Annotated in this window: 18 protein-coding genes; 7 read left to right on the plus strand and 11 right to left on the minus strand. The window is 67.1% G+C overall.

What is annotated here, in order from left to right:
• The first annotated feature begins 31 nt into the window (after positions 1 to 31).
• Positions 32 to 541 carry an FKBP-type peptidyl-prolyl cis-trans isomerase gene (locus VFC51_09215; GenBank protein HZT07196.1) on the plus strand — a complete coding sequence of 170 codons (510 nt, stop codon included), beginning with the start codon at positions 32 to 34 and terminating at the stop codon, positions 539 to 541.
• On the opposite strand, the gene VFC51_09220 is transcribed toward VFC51_09215, so the two are convergent.
• The 4 genes from VFC51_09220 to VFC51_09235 form a co-directional block, all read right to left on the minus strand.
• Positions 538 to 786 carry a hypothetical protein gene (locus VFC51_09220; GenBank protein ID HZT07197.1) on the minus strand — a complete coding sequence of 83 codons (249 nt, stop codon included), beginning with the start codon at positions 784 to 786 and terminating at the stop codon, positions 538 to 540. The genes VFC51_09215 and VFC51_09220 overlap by 4 nt on opposite strands.
• On the minus strand, positions 783 to 2510 hold the full coding sequence (locus VFC51_09225; protein HZT07198.1) for an ABC transporter substrate-binding protein: 1728 nt from the start codon (positions 2508 to 2510) through the stop codon (positions 783 to 785). The genes VFC51_09220 and VFC51_09225 overlap by 4 nt, the downstream gene beginning before the upstream one ends.
• Positions 2511 to 2689: 179 nt before the next feature.
• Positions 2690 to 3151: a thioredoxin-dependent thiol peroxidase gene (gene bcp, locus VFC51_09230; GenBank protein ID HZT07199.1), complete on the minus strand. Its 462-nt coding sequence runs from the start codon at positions 3149 to 3151 to the stop codon at positions 2690 to 2692.
• Positions 3152 to 3347: 196 nt separating this feature from the next.
• A complete protein-coding gene (locus VFC51_09235) occupies positions 3348 to 4628 on the minus strand; it encodes an MFS transporter (protein ID HZT07200.1) in 1281 nt (426 codons plus the stop codon).
• Positions 4629 to 5113: 485 nt separating this feature from the next.
• Here VFC51_09235 and VFC51_09240 point away from each other — a divergent pair, with 485 nt between their 5' ends.
• Together VFC51_09240 and VFC51_09245 are read left to right on the plus strand one after the other, a co-directional pair.
• Positions 5114 to 6718, plus strand: a complete 1605-nt coding sequence (locus VFC51_09240) for a peptide ABC transporter substrate-binding protein (GenBank protein ID HZT07201.1) — start codon at positions 5114 to 5116, stop codon at positions 6716 to 6718.
• A 79-nt stretch (positions 6719 to 6797) separates the two neighbouring features.
• The gene (locus VFC51_09245; protein ID HZT07202.1) at positions 6798 to 7637 is read left to right on the plus strand and encodes a glycosyltransferase family 2 protein; all 840 of its coding nucleotides are present in this window, start codon (positions 6798 to 6800) and stop codon (positions 7635 to 7637) included.
• A gap of 72 nt (positions 7638 to 7709) precedes the next feature.
• Here VFC51_09245 and VFC51_09250 read toward each other — a convergent pair whose 3' ends face one another.
• Entirely contained in the window at positions 7710 to 8540 is an 831-nt protein-coding gene (locus VFC51_09250) for a DUF1828 domain-containing protein (protein HZT07203.1), read from the minus strand.
• Positions 8537 to 8854 (minus strand): hypothetical protein, encoded by a 318-nt coding sequence (locus VFC51_09255; GenBank protein HZT07204.1) that lies wholly within the window; start codon positions 8852 to 8854, stop codon positions 8537 to 8539. The genes VFC51_09250 and VFC51_09255 overlap by 4 nt, the downstream gene beginning before the upstream one ends.
• Positions 8855 to 9419: 565 nt before the next feature.
• On the opposite strand from VFC51_09255, the gene VFC51_09260 reads away from it, so the two are divergent.
• Positions 9420 to 9869, plus strand: a complete 450-nt coding sequence (locus tag VFC51_09260) for a cupin domain-containing protein (protein HZT07205.1) — start codon at positions 9420 to 9422, stop codon at positions 9867 to 9869.
• Positions 9870 to 9980: 111 nt separating this feature from the next.
• Here the strand turns inward: VFC51_09260 and VFC51_09265 are convergent, their stop codons facing one another.
• A complete protein-coding gene (locus tag VFC51_09265) occupies positions 9981 to 11033 on the minus strand; it encodes an amidohydrolase family protein (protein HZT07206.1) in 1053 nt (350 codons plus the stop codon).
• A 131-nt stretch (positions 11034 to 11164) separates the two neighbouring features.
• Here VFC51_09265 and VFC51_09270 point away from each other — a divergent pair, with 131 nt between their 5' ends.
• Positions 11165 to 11992, plus strand: a complete 828-nt coding sequence (locus VFC51_09270; GenBank protein HZT07207.1) for a 50S ribosomal protein L11 methyltransferase — start codon at positions 11165 to 11167, stop codon at positions 11990 to 11992.
• A gap of 38 nt (positions 11993 to 12030) precedes the next feature.
• Here VFC51_09270 and VFC51_09275 read toward each other — a convergent pair whose 3' ends face one another.
• Positions 12031 to 13413, minus strand: a complete 1383-nt coding sequence (locus VFC51_09275) for a cytochrome P450 (GenBank protein ID HZT07208.1) — start codon at positions 13411 to 13413, stop codon at positions 12031 to 12033.
• Positions 13414 to 13497: 84 nt separating this feature from the next.
• Here VFC51_09275 and VFC51_09280 point away from each other — a divergent pair, with 84 nt between their 5' ends.
• Complete coding sequence (locus VFC51_09280) at positions 13498 to 14298, plus strand: SDR family oxidoreductase (protein ID HZT07209.1); 801 nt, start codon at positions 13498 to 13500, stop codon at positions 14296 to 14298.
• Here the strand turns inward: VFC51_09280 and VFC51_09285 are convergent.
• A complete protein-coding gene (locus tag VFC51_09285; protein HZT07210.1) occupies positions 14295 to 15641 on the minus strand; it encodes an MFS transporter in 1347 nt (448 codons plus the stop codon). The two genes, VFC51_09280 and VFC51_09285, sit on opposite strands and share 4 nt — an antisense overlap.
• Positions 15638 to 16351, minus strand: a complete 714-nt coding sequence (locus VFC51_09290) for a hypothetical protein (protein ID HZT07211.1) — start codon at positions 16349 to 16351, stop codon at positions 15638 to 15640. The genes VFC51_09285 and VFC51_09290 overlap by 4 nt, the downstream gene beginning before the upstream one ends.
• Positions 16352 to 16482: 131 nt before the next feature.
• Here VFC51_09290 and VFC51_09295 point away from each other — a divergent pair, with 131 nt between their 5' ends.
• Positions 16483 to 17775 (plus strand): cellulase family glycosylhydrolase, encoded by a 1293-nt coding sequence (locus VFC51_09295; GenBank protein ID HZT07212.1) that lies wholly within the window; start codon positions 16483 to 16485, stop codon positions 17773 to 17775.
• Between the two features lie 52 nt (positions 17776 to 17827).
• Here VFC51_09295 and VFC51_09300 read toward each other — a convergent pair.
• A partial coding sequence (locus VFC51_09300; GenBank protein ID HZT07213.1) for a hypothetical protein occupies positions 17828 to 18151 on the minus strand: 324 nt, incomplete at its 5' end.

Genomic DNA, 18151 nt, shown 5'->3' on the forward strand with positions numbered 1-18151 from the left:
GTCAACCACCTCGTACAGTCTTGGAGTTCGAATGCGCAATTCTCTTCGTGCTGTCCTCTTGCTGGTGTCCCTCGCAGCGATGACGCTGGCCTGCAGTAGCGCGCCGGACAACTCCGGGTACCGCCCGCCCCGGAACACCGCCCCCACCGCGCAGCCGACACCCGTCGCCCAGAACATTCCGATGCCATCGGTGAGCGGCGCTGAGACGACGACCGCCTCCGGCCTTCGCTACATCGACGTCGTGGAAGGGACGGGCCCCATGCCGCAGGCGGGGCAGACCGTGGATGTCAACTACACGGGGTGGCTCGAGAACGGCCAGATGTTCGACACATCGCAGAAGCGGGGCACGCCCTTCGAGTTCCGCCTCGGAGCCGGACAGGTCATCAAGGGGTGGGACGAAGGGGTCGCCACGATGAAGGTGGGTGGCAAGCGCCGCCTCATCATCCCGCCCGACCTCGCCTACGGGGACAAGGGCGGCGGCAGCGCGATTCCCCCTAACGCCACGCTCATCTTCGACGTGGAGCTGGTGAAGGTCAGCTAGAGGCGTTGATCTGCGCCGAACCGGTCGCGACGCTCCACTCGGGCGCATTCCACGAGATCCGCCCATCCTCGACCTTCCGGCTCGTCACGTTCACCATTCGGCTGCTGATCAGGCTCGGCCCGCGCCACCAGGGTCGACGGATCGGGCGCCTCGATGTTCTCGATCGACTGGTACGCGACGTCACGGTAGATGGGGATCGTCGGATCCCGAATCACGCGTACAGCGGCGTCTCGCACGGCGGTCACGGCGCGGCGATCTCCCACTGATACGCGTTCCAGGTCTCGGTAGACCCTTCGGCGCGGCCGTACGCCTTCTGAATGCGATTCGCGATCATGTTCTGGTCCGTCGCGTACAGGATGCCCAGCGCCGTGACTTGGTCGGCGATGATCGACACGATCTGGTGGGCGACCGCCAGACGCTCAGGCAGCGGAATCGTGACGAAGTACTGGTCGATGAGCGTGTCAAATACGGGGCTCGTGTACCGGGAATAATTCGTGCCGCCGGTCCCGTGGAAATTGTTTTCCGGAAGCCGCGCGGCGCGGCTGTGGAGGTTGGGAAGATCGCGTAAGGTGTTCGGATTGCGGCTCAGCTCGAAAGCCGGAAACTGCGCGCGATACTCCTGGTCCTGGGCCTGCTGCCGCGAAACGACCACCGTATCGACCCCGACGCCGACGCGCTGCCACGCGTCAGCGATGGCGAGATGGATGCGCTCGCGGAGGGTGTCGCCCGTCGTGGTCCGGATCTCGACGCGGAGCGGCTGGTTCGCGGCGTCCCGAAGCATTGAATCCGTCCCCGGGCTGTACCCCCTTGCCTCGATCGCCTGCGCCGCGGCCTGCGGATCGAAGGGGTAGCGCACCACATCCGCGGCCACGGTCTGGTAGTTGGGATCCGTGGGGCTGAGATAGGTGTGGGCGACGCTGCTCATGCCGGCCACGAACGTATCGACCATGGCCTGGCGATCAATCGCTTCCAGCATGGCGCGGCGAAACCGGACGTCGCCGACGATCGATGGGCTCGGATTGATGAACTGGGGCCAGACCATGATCCAGTTCGATGGGCTCGCCACCATGCGTCCGTCCTTCCACTGGTCGCGCATGAGGATCGCCTGCTCCAGGGACAGGCCGCGGCCGAGGGTGAAGTCGATCGAGCCCGCGAGGACGTTGGCGACCAGCGCGTTTGGATCGGGGATGAACCGCACCTCGATCTCGTCGATCTTCGGTCGGCCGAGGACGTAGACGTCGCTGGCCTGCAGGGTGATCGACGTCCCCGGTTCCCACGACGCGAGCTTGAACGGTCCGGTCCCGACGAACTCCGTCGACCAGTAGGGGAGCTGCGTCAGGGAGCCCTTGTCGTCGCCATAGCTCTCTTGGAGGATGTGCGCCGGGAGCGGCAGGGTGCGGGCCCGCGTCGCGCCGGCGCGGGTGAAGAGCGCGTCCGCGTCAACGTAGGGCTTGCTCCAGCGAACGACGACGGTCCGCGCGTCCGGCGCGTCGACGCTCGCCACCGAATCGAATGCGGGGTCGCGGAGCTCCGGGACCTCGCGATCGTGGGCGACCGCGGCGGTGAAGACGAGATCGGCCGAGGTGAGCGGCTGACCATCGTGCCACCGCGCACCATCCCGAATTCTGTAGGTCGTCTGCATGCCGCCGTCCGAGAGCAGCGTCCACAAACCGTTTTCGAGGGACGGCACGGCTTCGCCCAGCATGGGGATGAGGGACCCGGAGTGGTCGAGGGTGGCGAGCCCGACGTTCACCAGCTCTTCGAGGGCGTCGGATCCGCGCACCGACGGGGCGCTGAGCTTGCTGCTCATGACGACCGGGTCGTCCATCATCGTCACGGTGATCCGTCGGGGCGTCGCTGGCGCAGAGGCAGCCGCCCCGCGGCCGGACGGCGTGGCAACCGGTCCGCAGGCGGTGAGGGCGACCATGAGAGCGAGAGCGGGCACGGCGCGCAAGCGCGGACCGCGCATGGGGCCTCCCAGACGAAGATACCGACCGCAGCATGGCGGGCTTGGGCCAGAGTATCCGCGTCCGCGCCCGGGGGTCAAGCGAACCCGTGATGCGCGCGTCGTCCCAGATTGGGAGAACGAACGCCGGCTCCACGCGTCCGTCCGCCACACGGCGACGCCGCGGGCGGGCGGTTGGCGTCCTAACCCAGCGCTTTCAGCGCCTTCGTCGGACTCTCGGGCGCCTTCACGTTGTAGGCGACTTCGGCCAGCTTCCCGTTCTCGTCGATGACGAAGTGGCTCCGGACGATCCCCATGTACTTCTTGCCCATCATGGACTTTTGCTGCCAAACGCCGTACGCCTCGGCAATGGCATGGTCCCTGTCGACGAGAAGCGGAAACGGCAGGCCGAACTTGTCGCGAAACTTCACGTGTGACTGAGCGCTATCCGGGCTGACGCCCAGGACGACCGCGTTCTTCTGGCTGATGGCCGCGTAATGGTCGCGAAACCCGCACGCCTGGGTCGTGCATCCGGGCGTATTGTCCTTGGGGTAAAAGTAGATGATGACCCGTCTTCCGCGCAGGTCACGCAGGCGGATCGTGTTGCCCTTCTCGTCGGCTGCCTCGAAATCGGGCGCCAGGTCCCCCACCTTCAGCTCCGCCATGCGGATCAGCCTCCTTTTCGTTGGTTTGTATTTGGCCGGCGATCATTCTAGGGCAGCGTCTGCCCGTTCGCCTTGAACCCGTCGACGGGCACAACAGGATCGGCCGTTCGCCCTGAGCGCGTCGACGGGCGTGAGCCTGTGGCAGGGCGCAGCACCGCCAGTTTTCGGCGAATTCCTGGACGCGCAGATCAGGTTCTCACCCGGGGGCGGCAAGCTCGCGGGGCGCGCGCGATGGCGTGGCGACGACCTGTTCGACCGGCCCTCTGAGTCCGCGGCTGCGGCTCATCGGCACGAGAAGCGCCAGCAGCGCGGCAGCGCTGACCCCGACCGCGAGGGGCGCGCCCCACAGATCGGCGGCGATCCCCATCGGCAGCGAGCCGACGCGCCACGAGCCCCACGTGCACAGCATGAAGAGGCTCATCACGCGCCCGCGAATCCGCTCGTCGATCACCTCCTGCAGCACGGTGTTGATGATGGTGGTCGATGAGCTCTGGCAGGCCCCGACCACAAAAAGAAGCGCCAGCGCGGCCGGGAAGTTCCGCGTCACACAGAAGGCGATGAGGGCGACGGCAAGGCCAAGGGCGGTCGCGATAAAGGTTCGGACCAGGGGAATGCGACCGGCGACCGCGAGCAGCGCGCCCGAGACGATTGTCCCGACGGCCGGCAGCGTGAGCATCACGCCGAGTCCCTCCGGTCCAACGTCGAACACGTCCCGCGCGAACACGGGCATGAAGTTCGCGTAGGGCCGGGCCAGAAACGTCACCACCGCGACGCTGATGAGAAGGGTGCGCACATGTTGGTCGCGCCACGCGAAGGCCATTCCCTCGCGAATGTCACTCCAGCCGGAGGCCTGGCTCACGCGAGGCGGCATCGGCGGCAGGCGAACGGCGAGGATCGCCGCGAGGCTGACGAAATCGCTCGCCACGTTGATGTTGAAGCTCCCCGGCAGGCCCCAGATGGCAAGGATGACGCCGGCCAGGGCCGGTCCAACGACGGCCGCTCCCTGCCAGGTAACTGAGTTCAATGCCATGGCCGACAGGAGGTCCCGCTTGGGCACGAGGCTGGGAATGAACGCCTGCCGACCTGGTGTGGCGAAGGCGCTGATGGTGGCGGAGACGACTGAGTACGTGAAGACGTGCCAGACCTCGATTCGGCCAGTCATCACGAGCCACGCCAGGAGCGCGTCGGGGATGATCTGCACCACATACGAGGCCACAGTGAGGCGATACCGATCGACCCGGTCCGCGATGATCCCGCCCACGAGTGCGAAGGCGAGGATGGGGACGGCCTGAACGACGGCGTTGAACCCGAGGAGCGCCGGCGAGTTCGTGAGCTGGAGGACGAGCCAGCCCGTCGCCACCATTTGCATCCAGGTGCCGACGTTGGTGGTGACCTGACTGATCCAGTACCAGGTGAAATTGGGCGACCGGAACGCCCCCAATCGGGCCACGCGGTCCTGTTCGGTCAGTTCGTCCACGCGCGCTCCACGAGCAAGGATGAGGCGGAGTTGACGTCCCGGGCCGCCAGCGGGCAGCGGCCGCCAGGAGTAATCGTAGTGGCTGGCTTTGTGACGCGGCAAACGCACCCCGTCTGCTCCCCAAGGGCTTGTCACAAAGCAGGCCACCCCACGGCGTTTGAGGAATGGTCATCCCGAGGGCAAAGCCCGAGGGATCTCATCTTGGCGAGGTGCTTCGCTGCGCTCAGCATGTCATTTCTTCGGCGGCGCAGAGTCCGGCGACGGCGGGCGTTCAACTTGTGCAGTCGTTCAGGTTGACGCGCGCGCGGCGGGCAATCGATGATGTCACCACCAACGACGGACAGATCCCATTGAATCGGAGCGCTTCTGTGCCATCGGCCCGCAAGCTGGCCGGGCTCGCTATCCTCGGGGTTGCGCTGCTCGCCGCGTGCGCCCCGTCGGTCCCCGCGCGCGGTCCTGGGTCCGGCTCCACGAGCGGAGGCACCGTGACGCGCGAGCAGAAGACGCTCACCATCGCCGCCAAGCGCGAGCTGAAGAGCTTCGCCCGGTTCACGGGGGCGGCCGCCGGCGGCGGCTCGCCCGGCGCTGGCAACAACTCCATCGCCAAGATCGCCCACAACTATCTCGCCGTGCGAGACGGGAGCAGCGAGGAGTTCCACCCGCAGCTCGCTCTCGCCCTGCCATCCGTCGAAGATGGCACGTGGGTCGTCAACGGCGACGGAACGATGGACACGACGTGGCGGCTGCGGAGCGGAGTCAGCTGGCACGACGGAACGCCCTTTACGGCTGACGATCTCGTCTTCGGCCTCCGGCTCTTCAGCGACACGGAGTTTCCGGTGCCGCCGACCGAGCACGTGCGCCAGATGCAGTCGGCGACCGCGCCGGACCCGACGACCTTCGTGATCCATTGGGCCTCGCTGGCGGCGACCGGGGCTGACCCTACTGACGTGGACCCGCTGCCCAAGCACCTGCTCGGGGCGCTCTACCAGACCGACAAAATGGCGATCCTGACCACGCCGCTGCTCACGAGCCAGTTCGTGGGCCTCGGTCCGTTCCGCGTCGTGGACTGGACGGAAGGCGTCGGCGTCACCTTCGAGCGGTTCGACGACTATTACCTCGGGCGCGCGCCCATCGACCGCGTTATCGTCCGATACGTGGCGGATGCGAACGCCATGCTCGCCGGCGTGCTCGCCGGCGCGGTCGACGTGGTGCTCTCTCCGAGTGTCGAGCTGGACACGGCGGCGGAGCTGAAGCAGCGATGGGAGGGGACGGGAAATCGCGTGCTCACATCGCTGTCCGGGTCGCAGCAGTTCCTCCGCCCGCAATTCCGAACGGAGCTGGCCCAGCCCCACAACGGATCGCCGAACCTCACGGTTCGCCGTGCGCTGCTCCATGCGATCGACCGCGTCGCCGTGGCCGAGGCGAGCAGCAACGGCCTCGCTCCGCCCGCCGACAGCTGGTTCGCGCCGAGCTCGCCACTGCGTCCGGAGGTCGAGTCCTCCATTCCGCAATATCCCTACGACCTCGCTCGGGCCCGGCAGCTCCTAGCGGACGCCGGGTGGGCCCCTGGTCCCGACGGCGTCCTGGTCGACGGGGCGAGTGGCGAGCGGTTCGAGAGCAGGATCGCCGGCCGCCCGGCGACCGGGGCCGACCGAACGCTCGCCGTGGTCGCGGACGGTTGGAAGCCGCTCGGGATCGACGTGGGAATCGAGATCCTCTCGCCGGCGGCGGCCGCCGATCGCAAGACCATGGGGAGCGAGCCGCTCGCGCTCCTCAGCTCGTTCCCGGCCTCGCCCACCATGCTGCCCCCCATGCATTCGTCGCTCCTCGCCTCGGACGCCAATCGCTGGACCGGAACGAACTTTCAGGGCTACAGCAATCCGCGCGTCGACGCCCTCATCGACCGCGTCAACGCCACCATCGACCCGCGCGACCAGATTCCGCTCCATCGCCAGCTTATCCAGGAAGCGATGAACGACGTGGCGCTGATGCCGCTGTACTGGGAGGTCGCGCCGACCTTGATCGCGAAGGGCGTCAGCGGTGTCGTTGCCGACAACACGTGGAACATCTTCGAGTGGGACAAGGGATGATTCTTAGTCAATTCTTAGAAGATGCTATAGTGGCGGCGGTCATGTGTGATACTGGCGCAGCCCGCTCCTGGAGATGAGCATGGACCCCGTGCCCGCCGCCCCGTGCCACCGAAGCCTCTCGGCATTCTTTCCGTGTTTCAACGACGCGGGGACCATCGCCTCGATGGTCATGGAAGCCCTCACCGTCATGCCCGAGCTGACCGATGACTACGAGGTCGTCGTCATCGAGAACGGCAGCACCGACTATGCCTGGGACGTGCTGGACGAGCTGGAGCGGCTCTACGGCGAGAACGGTGTCGACCCGCAACATCGCGGCCGGGTGCGCACGATCCGATTCAGCCAGGCGCTGGACTACGGCGGCGCACTCCGCGCCGGCTTCGCGTCGTGTCGCGGCGACCTGATCTTCTACACGGACGGAGACGGCCAGTACGACGTTCGCGAGCTGCGCGCTTTGTGGGAAGCGCTCCTCCGCGAGGAAGGGGCCGGGCGGCAGGTCGACGTGGTCATGGGGAACAAGATCACCCGGCGGGACCCGCTCCACCGGCGGCTCATTAGCTGGGCGTACCACCATTCGATGGCGTTCGTGTTCCAATTCAAGGTGCACGACGTGGACTGCGACTTTCGGCTCATCAAGCGCCACGTGTTCGACCGCGTGCTCCTGACTCAGAACACGGGCGCCATCGCCCTCGAGCTGATGACGAAGGTGCAGATGGCCGGCTTCCGCACGGTGGAGGTGCCCGTTGATCACTTCCATCGGGCGTACGGCGTCTCACAGTTCTTCCACGTGCGGCGCCTGATCGCCGTCGCGATCAGCCTCGCGAAGCTCTGGTGGTGGCTGCGCGTTCAGAATGCACCCGGTTCCCCTGCGCCGCTGCCGGAGCCGCTCCCGCCCGGCGCCCCGCGGCCGGTGGTGAACTGACGGTCGGAAACGGGAACGGGCCCGCCGTCTCCTCGTCAACGTTACGATCCGCATCCGCAGAGAAGCGCGGGATCAATGCGAGTCGTGGCCTCTTGGGGTCTCGCCTCGGGACGGCAATCCTGGCTGGTCGTGTGTCAAGAAGTCGAGTAGTCGCTGGCGCTCCGACCACGCGATCACTGCATCCGCGTAGTTTTGCAAGACGTGGGCGGGAATTCCTTCCCAGACGGCGCTCGCGCGTTCACCGCGATCGTCAAGCACCGCGATGCCTTGCGCCTCGGGATGGACGCGCTTGATATCACCCCATTTGAATACCAGGCGCTCGGCCTTTGCCTGCGCTGAGCTCTTGCTGCTTGCCGATACAGGATCAACGAGGCGATTGCCTCTACTGTTGAGATGAAAAGCTACCTGGTGGTCCTTGGTCGCCCCAGCAATCGAATACCCGCGGTCATACTGGAGAGAACCGGCGATCAGGAGCTTCTCTACCTCGTCGGAAAAGTTCGTGACTGCGCGCTCGGCACGACGAAAGACAAGGCATGAGGCCTCATGAGCAGCCGAAATTACGTGCTCAAGTGCCTCTCCAGCCTGATTCGCGGCCACGATTGCCACAAGCTCGCCATCCTCGAAGCCCACTGCAAAGCGACGCGCAATCCGATGCACCTGACGGAGGTGGTTCGGATTCTTGAAGATTTCCAGCCCATTAGCGAAGAGGTAGTCGATGGACTCTCCGGCATCTGATATCCGCAGCCGCCCGTCTGGGTCTTGGGCCACGGTGATCTCGATTGCCTCACCGTCCGGGCGGGAAAACGGGCAGATGATGACACAGTATTCACCAAACTGCTCGCTCCGAAAGCTCCCGCGCAGCCTGGATATGAACTCATCAACCGCATTGGTGCAGGCGCTCATGGACTCCTTGGCATCAACTGGAACTGATACGTACCTGTATAGCGGATTTTGCACTCGGCGAGGAAATCAAGCAGCGCTTGATCCGGGTTGTCCCAGTGCATGTCGTCCGGCACGTATGCCCAGCCGTCCTCGTCGTTCTCGTCCCACCGGTGTTTGTGGGGCTCTCCGATGTGCTGCCCATCGGGGTTCGTATGCTGAAAATGGAGCGTGGCTTTGCGAATCGGCACACCCCGCCACAGGAGCGCGTAGCTGTAGTTCGTCTTGCCGCGGACGCCTTTGAAGTCGAGCAGTTCGGACGTGTCGGGGGCCAACACACGTGCCTCTAGGTAAAGGCGACCCTTCGCGCTGGAGCGCGAACTCCAGCGAAGCGTGCTGGTGATCACTTTGTCCGCTTTTAGAATGGCCTCGACCTCCGCGTTCGTCACTGGCTGGACGGAGTCGCGAAGCTCGCGGGAAACCCCACCGTGTCGACCGCAAGCTGCCTGCCATCACGGAGGCGAAACGGGGCGGTGATCACTGAGCGGGCCTCGCTGAAGCCCATACCTTCTCCAAATGGGCTTAGAGCTTCTCTGACTCCCAGGAACACTTCGATCTTGCCGGGTTGCTTCCGCAGATGTTGAGGTGTCATTTTACCGTCGCCGAGAATATCCCGCGCTAACGTGGCGAATGACACTCGCCCAGCGCTTGCCGTGTCAAACTTTGAGCCGCTCCGTTGGCATTGTCTATTCCACGCACCCGTCGCGAGCTTGACTCGCAATCGAGTGCGCGGGCTGTCGCAGCCGCGGCGGTGATGGCGCGCGTTTCGTTGACTGCTTCCCGCCCGACCCCTATACTCGCGGCAGAACGGGCCGCATGAGCGCGTGCGCGAAAGGAGCAGCCATGGCAGTGTCAGCCCGACCCAAGGCGGAAGTCTTCTCCCTCAAGACGCCCCTCCTCTCCGCGGGGCGAACCACCACCTTCGTCTCTCGAACCGACCTCATGTCCATCGCCATCAAGGTGTACTCCGAGGGTGGGGAGAACGCGCCGCACACGCACCTCGCTGAGGATCACGCCTTTATCGTCCTCGAGGGCGAGGCCACGTTTTATGACGAGAACGAGACGGCGACTGTGGTCAGCAAGTACCAGGGGATTACGCTGCCCCGCGGCGCGTACTACTGGTTCAAGAGCACGGGCGACTGCAACCTGGTGCTCCTCCGCTGCGGCGCCAACGTGCCGGGCCACAAAGGCGATAGCCGGATTGATCCGAAGGGCGATCCGCTACCCGGCGAGTCCGAGGCCAACAAGCACATCGTTGGGGTCCCGATCCCGGGAAGGTTCTTCGGCGAATAGGCGGCCACGCCCGTCGACGGACCCGCCGCCCACTGTCGTGCTGACCGCAGGGAAGCATCTCGGTCGGTGGAGATGCTTCGGGCCCCGGCCTCAAGTTGACCGAGATGTGCGCTACACGGCCGCGGCGATCTGGAGGCCGTAGAGCCGCGCGGCGTTCTCCCGCACCAGGCGAGCCCGCGCGTCGCTCGGCAGCCCGCCCAGGTCCCTTTCGATCACTCGGCGCGAGTTGGGCCACGTCGAGTTGGGGTGCGGGTAGTCGTTGGACCACATGCAGTTCTCCGTTCCCCACCACTCCAGGTTGTGCCCGCCCACGGCGTCGTTGAAGAACGTCGCGTAGATCTGCCGGTTGAAGTACGCGCTCGGCTCCATGGTGATGGGAAGCGGGTTCGCCTCGCGGAAGCGGCGGTAATAATAGTCCCACTGCTGGAGGTAGAACGGGATCCACCCGATCTCGTTCTCCACCACGACGATCTTGAGGCGCGGGTAGCGCTCCAGAATCCCGAAGAAGATCAGGTCGAAGAGCGCGTTCGCCGCGTCGAGCGTCTTCAGGTTCACGCTTCCCCGATAATGCTCGGGCCCGGATCGTCGGCCGACCCCTCCCTTGGAGTAGTTGTGCCCGGTGAGGATGTGTAGGCTAACGGGCATCTCCAACTCCTGGGCGGCGGCCCAGAAGGGGTCGTAGTGGCTCGAGTGCAGCGGCAGATCAGGATGCGGCGCCTGCCAGATGATGGCTCCCCGCATCCCGCCCTTGCGGGTGCGCTCCAGCTCCTTCACGGCGTGGTCGACGTCGTAAATGGCGATACAGCTCACGCCCACCAGCCGTTCCGGCGCCGCCTGACAGTAGTCCATCAGCCAGTCGTTGTAGACCCGAAAGCACGCTTCCTGCAGCCGCGCATCGTCCAGCCCGAAAAGGCTCAGCCCCAGCGTGGGGTAGAGCACCTCGGCGCTCACGCCGTCGGTCGACATCTCAGTCACGCGCTCGGCGGGGTCCCACCCGCCCGGGTGCGCCTGGAACCCCTCGCCCAGCTGGCGTGGCGGGAACTTCGGCGCCTGCTCCCGGAAGGCCGCGGGCAGCCCATCGACCCACAGGTCCGGGTCCTCCGACACATGAGAATCCGCCGAGATGATGATCTCCTCGCTGCCGATGGCCGTGACCGCGCACATAGCTGCCTCCCTCCGCGCGTGCTGCCTCATCATATACCGTCGGCCGGGCCGAAACGGACGCCGTCAGTCGATGCGCTGGGCGGCCGAATCGAGCTGCGATCTGCGCGCCCCGTGGCGCCCATCGGCCGCCGATGAGCGTGGGCAACCTCGCCGTCGTCGCCGTTCGCAATGCGGATGCGACCGCCGTGGAGGCGGCCCTGCGGGACCTGAGCGCGATCCTCCTCCCGCGCCGCGTCGTCCGTCCCACCCATGCGCTGGTCTACGGACGCTTCGCCGACGACGACTCAGCACGGCACGCGGTCGCGGATCTGCGCACGCGCGGCTGGTCGGCCGCCCAGCGCCCGGCGGATGACAGCGGCTGGATCGTCGCGTGGCGCAACCGGACCGCGCCGGTCGACGTCGACGGCGGACGGCTCACGGTCGCCCTTCCCTGGTCGGAGCACCCCCGCGGCGACGGCTCGCTCGTAGAGATCGACCCTGGCGCGGCATTCGGCGCCGGGGGCCATCCGACGACCCGCTTGCTCCTCCAGGCGCTCTGCGACCGAATCCGGGGCGGCGATTCGGTCCTCGACATCGGCTGTGGCAGCGGTGTGCTGGCCATCTCCGCGGCGCGGCTCGGGGCCGACCGCGCCTTCGGGATCGACATCGATCCAGCAGCCGTCGCGGCCACTGACGCCAACGCCGAGTGGAACGGCCTCGCGGATCGGGTCACCGCGGCGCGAGCGCCCCTGGCGGAGGTCACGGGCCAGTTCGACGTCGTCGTGGCCAACATCGGCCGCGACACACTGATCGACATGGCGGCTGACATCGATCGGTTGCTCGCTCCCGGTGGGTGGCTGGGCCTCAGCGGCATCTCACCGGCCCAAATCTCGCTGGTGGGCGCCGCTTTCCGATTCGTCCGGATCGTGGACGCGCCGGAGCTGGACGAGTGGGCCGCCATCATCGCCCACCGCGCGTAGGTCCTCTCCCTCCTGGCAGGAGCAGGGGAGGGAATGGGTCACGCGATCGGGCGCACGCGCATCATGAGGCCGTCGCGCGGCCGAAGCGTGATCTTCGGATCGAGCAGCACCGACTGCCCCGGCGCAAGCTCCAACCGATAGCGCTGCGCCATCATCGCCAGCGCGAGCTGCGCCTCCATCATGGCGAAGCCGTTCCCGATGCACTGGCGCGGGCCTCCCCCGAACGGGAAGTAGGCGTAGCGCGGCCGGCCGGCGGAACGCTCGGGCGAGAATCGGTCGGGGTCCACGCCCTCCGGGTTCTCCCAGAAGTCCGGGTGGCGGTGCGTGATGAAGGGGCACAGGTACACCGTGGTGTGCGCAGGGATGTGGAAGCCGGCGATCTCGTCGTCCTCCATCGCCCGCCGCGAGAGGAGCCAGGCGGGCGGGTAGAGGCGGAGCGCCTCCTGAATCACCATCTCGGTATACGCCAGCCTGGGCAGATCCTCGACCGTGGGCGTGCGCCCCGCCAGCACGCGATCCAGCTCGGCGCGCAGCCGCTCGAGAACCTGCGGGGTGCGCGACAGCAGATACCAGGTCCAGGTGAGCGCTACCGCGGTCGTCTCGTGACCGGCCAGGAAGATGGTCATCGCCTCGTCGTGGACCTGTCGGTCGCTCATCCCCTCGCCGGTCTCCTCGTCCCGCGCGCTCATGAGCATGTCGAGGAGATCGTCGCGCGCCTCGCCCGACGCGCGGCGCTCCTGGATGATTCGATAGACGATGCGGTCGAGAACGGCCAGCGCGCCCTGAAACCGCCGGGTCGAGGGGAGCGGCAGGCGGCCCGGAAGGTCGAAATACGACTGCATGCGGCGGAATGTGTAGTCGATGGAGACGTCGATGGCCCGGCCGATCTCGTCCGCCTCCTGGCGCACCTCTGAGCCCAGGAGCGCCCGAGCAACGACCGCCATGGTGAGCCGCATCATCTCGGCCCGCACTTCGAGCGGCTGAGCGAAATCGACGTACGTCTGCCATCGGCGGAGCATCCGACCGACTTCGTCGGTGATCACCGTCCCCAGGAGCGCCAGCCGCTGGCGGTGGAACGCCGGCTGCGCGAGGCGGCGTTGGCGCAGCCACAAGCTTCCCTCGCTGGTGAAGAGCCCTTCGCCGATGACTGCCTTGAGCTTCTCGTTGTACCAGGGCACCTTGCCGTACTGCGCGTGGGCGTCTTGGAGCACGCGCTTCACGGCGTCCGGGTGGAGCAGCAGGTGACTCACGAACACCCCGCCCATGCGCAACCGCACCACGTCCCCATACGTCCGCCAGGCTTCGATCATGGTTCGCAATGGCGCGCGCCGCAGGTCGGGCGTGCTTCCGAAAAGCGGGTGGCCCCACGGACCTGGCGCCCGGCGGGCACCATGCGGCGTTGCGGATGGCTCTGTGGTCATGGCATTACACTGCGGGCGTCCTGGAATGGCTTTCGCGGTTCAGCATCACAATTTTTGTCGAGTCTTGGCAAGGTAGGAGAGGGAATGGATCTGGAGCTGGCGGGAAAAGCGGCCGTCGTCACGGGCGGCAGCCGGGGCATCGGCAAGGCAACGGCGCGGGAGCTGGCGCGGGAGGGCGTGGACGTGGCGATCGTGGCGCGCACCCAGGCGCCTCTGGAGGCGGCGGCGCGGGAGCTGAGCGGCGAGACAGGGCGTCGGGTCATCCCCGTCGTCGCCGACACCGGTATCGACGCGTCGGTCAAGGAGATGGTGCGCCAGGTGGCGGACGCCTTCGGCCGCATCGACATCCTGGTGAACTGCGCCGCGCAACCCGGGGGCCAGGCGCCCGCGCCCGGGCTCGCCGAGATCACCGACGATCTGTTCTGGGCGGACATCAACGTCAAGGTCATGGGCTATCTGCGCTGCGCGCGCGAGGTCGCCCCCTACATGCAGCGCCAGGGCTGGGGGCGGATCATCAGCGTCAGTGGCCTCGGTGCCCGGCAGGCCGGGTCGCTCCTCACCAGCATCCGGAACGTGTCCGTCGTCGCGATGACCAAAAATCTCGCCGACGCCCTCGGCCGCTACGGGATCAACACGACAGTGGTGCATCCGTCCACCACGCGCACCGAGGCAACGGCGGGGGTCGTGAAGTGGCGCGCCGAGCAGCAGGGAATCACGGAGGAAGAGGCAGAGCGGCAGCTTCACCAGAACAGTCTGATCGGGCGCATGGTGGAAGCGCGCGAGATCGCCTACGTCATCGCGTTCCTGGCGTCGCCGAAGTCCGTGGCCATCAACGGCGATGTGATCGCGGCGGGGGGCGGCGTCCGCGGCCCGATCTATTATTAGCGCGACGCTCGCGAAGCGACCGAGCGCAGGTGGCGCACTTCGGGCGCGAGAGCCGCGACCCCCAGCGCCAGCGCCGCGCAGGAGGCCCCCATCACCTCCACGGTGAGCGGCGCGCCGATCGCGCTGGCGAGCGCGCCCGCGAAGAGGCTACCCAGGGGCACGAGGCCACGGTTCAGGAAGTACACGCCCATGACGCGGCCCCGCACCGACGGATCCGTATGGATCTGAACGATGGTGTTGGCCTGGGTCCCATAGGCGGTGTCGCAGAGCCCGACCACCGACATCATGATCAGTGAGAGGGCAAACCACGCGGAGGCGCCGAACCCGATCATCCCCACACCGAAGACCGCGGCGCCGGCCAGCACGAAGGCGCCCTGGCGCTCCATGTTGCCGGCCGTGGCGATCACGACCGCGCCGGCGAGCGCCCCCAGCCCGAGCGAGGTGAGGAGGAGGCCCTGGCCGCCCGCCCCCACGTCCAGAATGTCGCGCGCGAAGATGGGGAGGAGGCTGGTGAAGGGCTGGCCCAGGACGGCCGGGATCAGCACGATCATCATCACGCTTCGCACCGGTCGATTGCTCCAGATGTAGCGCGCCCCGTCGACGATGCCGGCAAGGAGCGACGATCGCTCCGCTCCCGTGGCCTCCATGGGCCGGGCCGACGACCGCGGCTCGTGGATCTGCGCTGTCCAGATCGTTCCCAGCGAGAAGATCAGCCCCTGGACCACGTAAGAGCCGCCGACATCGACGGCTGCGATGAGCGCGCCCGCGACCCCGGGGGCCACGCTGCGGCATGCGTTGAACGCCAGCGATTGAAGCCCGATGGCGTTGGCCAGGTGGCCCCGGTCGACGAGGTCGGGCACCATCGCCTGCCGGGCCGGTTGCTGGAACGCCATGACCACGCCCGCCAGAAGGGCCGTCGCGTAGACGTGCCAGGGCTCGACGAGCCGCGTGATCACCAGGGCGGCGAGGACGAAGTTCAGGATCGCGTTGGTGACCTGGGAGATGATGAGCTGACGCTTGCGCCCATACCGGTCCGCGACGACGCCCGCGAGAACGCTGAACAGCAAGAGTGGGATCGCTCGGACAGCGCTCACGAGGCCGAGCTGCAGCGGCGAGCCCGTCAGCTCGTACATGAGCCAGCCCCGCGTTACCTGGTCCATCCATTGTCCGGTCGTGTTCCCTGCCTGGCCGAGCCACAGTAGCCGGTAGTCGCGAAACCGCAGCGCCTCGAATGTCCGAATACGAACCAGGCCGCGAACGTACCAGGGCGGGTGGAGCTCCGGGCGAGCCACCTCGCCGTCGACGGCCTCCCCGGCGGGAAGCGCGACCGGTTCGGTCGTCATCGCGGGCGATCGGCACCGGCTGGCTCGGACGGGCTGCGCGATGCGCCCGGCGGCACTCTTCTCAAGATGTACTCCCGGACGACCGAGAGCGACTCTTCTGTGATCTGATGGCCCATTGGGAATTCGTAGTACTCGGGGCGCAGCCCCGCCTCCACGAGGGTATCGCGCACCCGCCTGCCGCGTTCGATGGGCAGGGTCTGATCTTCCGTTCCGTGCACGACGAGGATGCTCCGGTCTCGCCGCGACGAGAGGACGGGGGTCAGCGCCTCCACCGCCGGAAGATGACCGCTCATCGCGACGACGCCGCCGAAGGGCTGCTCCGCCATGAGCCCAACGTGAATCGTCATCACCGCGCCCTGGGAGAAGCCCATGATCACGGTGCGCTCCCGCTCGGCGCCGATCTCCGCCATCATCGCGTCCAGGAACGCCGTGAGGCGGTCACGGCTATCCACGACGGTGGCGGCCTGCATCTCATTCAGCTCATACCACGCCCATCCCGTGTACCCGAAACCCAGGTCGACGGGCCGCGGCCCCTGGGGAAGGACCCAGCGATACCCCTCGGGGGCGATCTCCCCCGCCAGGCCGGCCAGGTCGCTGGCGTCCGCCCCGCGCCCGTGGATCGCGATGATGAGCGGCACGTCGGCCGACGAACCATCCGGGTCGATTCGTACGTATTTCAAGCCGTGCGCCTCGCCCCACGCGCCCCGCATGTGTCCTCCTGCGACCATGGCGTCGGCTCGGCCGTTCCAATTCGCCGAGCTTCCGAATGAAGTCAAGGTGAGATGGCGTCTCGGTGCTTATGGCATGATAGCGGCCACGAGGACGCCGCCGCCCGGGCCGGTTGGCGCGCGACGATCGTCGTGGGCAGCACCGACGCGCCCGCCGCCGGAGGTTTTGCTCCATCCTCCCGCGCATTCGCGCACGTCCCGTTCTCGTCTGTCTCGGCCTTCTCCTCCTTTGCGCAAGCGGCGCCGTCCTCGGCATCCGATACCTGCGAAGCGTCGAGGGGAACGACGCGCGGAACTGGATCATCGCCATCACGTCCTCCCTCATGGACCGCGCTCCCCATGCGACGGATGACACGGCGCCGCTGCGCTACCGAGTCTCCAACCCGCTCGGCGTGAACACGTTCCTGGAGCAGGAGGCCGACCCCGAAAAACGCCGGCGAACCCTGGAGATGGCGCGCGACGCGGGCTTCCACTGGGTTCGCCAGCAGTTCCCGTGGGCCGACCTCGAGCCCGACGAAAAGGGGCGGTTCGTGGGGCAGTTCGGCGAGGACAGCTGGGCGAAGTACGACGAGATCGTCGCGCTGGCCAACGAGCTTGGGCTCGAGCTGATCGTACGCCTCGACACGACGCCGAAGTGGGCGCGGCCGGGAAACGCCCACGTGGCGACTCCACCCGACAACCTCGACGACTATGGCGACTACGTGGCCGCGGTCGTTGGACGGTATCGCGGCCGCGTCCGGTACTACCAGCTCTGGAATGAGCCGAACCTGTCAGTCGAATGGGGTATGCGGCCGGTCGACCCGGTGGCGGCGACCGCGCTGTTGCGCGTCGGCTACACGCGGGCGAAGGAGGCCGACCCGAACGCCGTGATCCTGGCGCCCGCCCTGGCGCCCACCATCGCGGACGACGCCTCCGCCGAGAACGACCTGCTCTTCCTCCAGCGCATGTACGACGCCGGCGCGGGCCCCTACTTCGACATCGGGTCCGTTCAGGCGTACGGGCTGCGCAATGGGCCCGACGACCACCGACTGCGCCCTGGCGACGTCAACTTCTCTCGCCCGATCCTCACCCGCGAGCTGATGGTCCGGAATGGCGACGCGACGAAACCGATCTGGGCGTCGGAGGTGGGCTGGAACGCGCCCGACGGTGACGTGCCAGGCCCGTACGTGTGGGGCCAGACGACGCCCGACCAGCAGGCGCGCTACACGGTGCGGGCGTTCGAGCGGGCGCGCGAGCAGTGGCCGTGGATGGGGGTGATGAACGTGTGGTACCTGAAGCGCGCGGACGCGTCGGACCTCCACACCCTGCTCGGCGGCTTCCGTCTGCTCGACCCTGAGTTCACCCCCCGCCCGGCCTACTTGGCGATGCAGCAGTACGCGAAGGCGATGGGCTACCTCCGGGGCTGATCGATTCCCACGCGCTGACCCTCGCCCGGTATCGGCGCGATGCAAGCGCGCATCAGCAAACGGGACTGAGCGGAACCGCCCCCATCGCCCAGCCGATGATGCTGAGGATCGTCCCCACTTGCCAGCTCATCGTCCCGCCCGTCTGGGTTGCGTCAGCCGTGCTGCCCGCGCCGTTCACCGTTCCTCCCCCGACGGTGTCCCATTGCACGCTTTGGCTCGGTCCGGCCGATCCCAGTCCATTGAAGTCTGCGGCGAGCGTATCGACGAGGACCGTTCCGGCGGTCGTTGGCAGGCCGGACACGGTGGGCTGGAAGAGCAGACCAGTGGCGGTTGTTCCCGAAGCGACAACAGGCGTCCCCACGGAGGACACCCCCAG

Source organism: Chloroflexota bacterium (assembly GCA_035652535.1).
Taxonomy (GTDB): domain Bacteria; phylum Chloroflexota; class UBA6077; order UBA6077; family SHYK01; genus DASRDP01.

What these genes read in the sequence shown, in the direction of transcription:
- VFC51_09245 (HZT07202.1), top strand. Translation starts at nt 6,798, where the DNA reads ATGGACCCCGTGCCCGCCGCCCCGTGCCACCGAAGCCTCTCGGCATTC.
- VFC51_09285 (HZT07210.1), bottom strand. Translation starts at nt 15,641, where the DNA reads ATGACGACCGAACCGGTCGCGCTTCCCGCCGGGGAGGCCGTCGACGGC.
- VFC51_09215 (HZT07196.1), top strand. Translation starts at nt 32, where the DNA reads ATGCGCAATTCTCTTCGTGCTGTCCTCTTGCTGGTGTCCCTCGCAGCG.
- bcp (HZT07199.1), bottom strand. Translation starts at nt 3,151, where the DNA reads ATGGCGGAGCTGAAGGTGGGGGACCTGGCGCCCGATTTCGAGGCAGCC.
- VFC51_09280 (HZT07209.1), top strand. Translation starts at nt 13,498, where the DNA reads ATGGATCTGGAGCTGGCGGGAAAAGCGGCCGTCGTCACGGGCGGCAGC.
- VFC51_09225 (HZT07198.1), bottom strand. Translation starts at nt 2,510, where the DNA reads ATGCGCGGTCCGCGCTTGCGCGCCGTGCCCGCTCTCGCTCTCATGGTC.
- VFC51_09270 (HZT07207.1), top strand. Translation starts at nt 11,165, where the DNA reads ATGAGCGTGGGCAACCTCGCCGTCGTCGCCGTTCGCAATGCGGATGCG.
- VFC51_09275 (HZT07208.1), bottom strand. Translation starts at nt 13,413, where the DNA reads ATGACCACAGAGCCATCCGCAACGCCGCATGGTGCCCGCCGGGCGCCA.
- VFC51_09290 (HZT07211.1), bottom strand. Translation starts at nt 16,351, where the DNA reads ATGCGGGGCGCGTGGGGCGAGGCGCACGGCTTGAAATACGTACGAATC.
- VFC51_09260 (HZT07205.1), top strand. Translation starts at nt 9,420, where the DNA reads ATGGCAGTGTCAGCCCGACCCAAGGCGGAAGTCTTCTCCCTCAAGACG.
- VFC51_09265 (HZT07206.1), bottom strand. Translation starts at nt 11,033, where the DNA reads ATGTGCGCGGTCACGGCCATCGGCAGCGAGGAGATCATCATCTCGGCG.
- VFC51_09250 (HZT07203.1), bottom strand. Translation starts at nt 8,540, where the DNA reads ATGAGCGCCTGCACCAATGCGGTTGATGAGTTCATATCCAGGCTGCGC.